Genomic DNA, 1,115 nt, shown 5'->3' with positions numbered 1-1,115 from the left:
GCCCGGCCTACCGGGTGGTCACCCGGTTCAGCACCAGCCGGACTGGGCGTTGGCGTACGTCTTGAACGCGGCCTGGGTGCCCGGTCCCGCGATCCCGTCGATCCCGCCCGTGTAGCCGTAGCCGTCGGCGAGGCGCCGTTGCAGGGCCGACACCGTGCCGGGGCCGACGATCCCGTCGATGTCGCCGGTGTAGCCGTAGCCGTCCGCGAGGCGGCGCTGCACCGCCTTCCAGCTGTTGGCGCCCAGGTCGCCGTCGATCGCGCCGGTGTAGCCCCAGCCGCCGTTCTTGAGGTAGCACTGGAGGTACTTGGCCTGGGTGGTGCTGAGCCCGAGGTTGACCGTCGCGTTCAGCGTGGTCCCGGCGCTCACCGAGGTGCCCGCTCCCCGCACGGGGGCCGCGGATCCGGCGGTCGCGCCCGCCAGGCTTCCGACGGCGAGTCCGGCGAGGGCGGTGACGCCGATGAGGGTGCGCGTCAGGGCGTTCGTCTTCGTTCCCATGGTCCTGCCTTTCTTGACCGCTCCAGGAGGTGACGGGTCAGCAGTTGCGGATGGACCAGACGGGGTCCCAGTCGGCGCCGTGCAGGGTGGGGTAGTCCGGCTTGAAGCTCTTCACCGTGTTGCCGGTCTGACCGTAGAACGTCGAGGTGACGCTGCCGGTCTGGTTGTCCACGTACCAGCCGGTGCCGTTCCAGTACGACAGGTAGTAGCGGTTGCAGGCGTCGAGGTCGAAGACCTTCCAGGCGTCGGCATTGGCGTCCCAGGCCGCGACGCAGAGGCTGCCGCTGGGACAGCTGGCGGGCGCGCCCGGCGCCAGGGTCCGGGACGGCGCCCACGGGGAGATGCCCGGGCTGGTCGCGGCGGCCTGGGCGGCGGTACCGGTGCCCAGGGTGGTGAGGGCCAGGACGGCGGTACCGGCCAGGGCGAGCAGTGAAGGTTTGAGGCGCATGACGACGGGCTCCTTCCGATCGGGATTTCCGTGCCCCGATGGTGGGTCAGGAGCCCGGCGGCCGGTACCTCGTAGGTCCGAGGGCCTGACCGCCGGCCCGGGTCAGCAGTCCGGCACCCAGGTGTGCGAACGCGGCCGTTCGTCGGCGGCGAGGTCGCGCCGCTCGCCG

The 1,115-nt window shown here is 71.9% G+C and carries 2 protein-coding genes; both read right to left on the bottom strand.

Annotated features, from left to right (window positions below):
* Positions 1-27: 27 nt before the first annotated feature.
* Complete coding sequence (locus ABD308_RS34570; RefSeq protein WP_344343829.1) at positions 28-498, bottom strand: peptidoglycan-binding domain-containing protein; 471 nt, start codon at positions 496-498, stop codon at positions 28-30.
* Between the two features lie 37 nt (positions 499-535).
* A complete protein-coding gene (locus tag ABD308_RS34565; RefSeq protein ID WP_344343827.1) occupies positions 536-946 on the bottom strand; it encodes a hypothetical protein in 411 nt (136 codons plus the stop codon).
* Between the last annotated feature and the right edge of the window lie 169 nt (positions 947-1,115).

Origin of the sequence: Kitasatospora putterlickiae, assembly GCF_039527695.1 — a bacterium.
Lineage (GTDB): Bacteria > Actinomycetota > Actinomycetes > Streptomycetales > Streptomycetaceae > Kitasatospora > Kitasatospora putterlickiae.
Note: the sequence above shows the minus strand (reverse complement) of the source record. Positions and strands in the feature narration are given on the sequence as shown.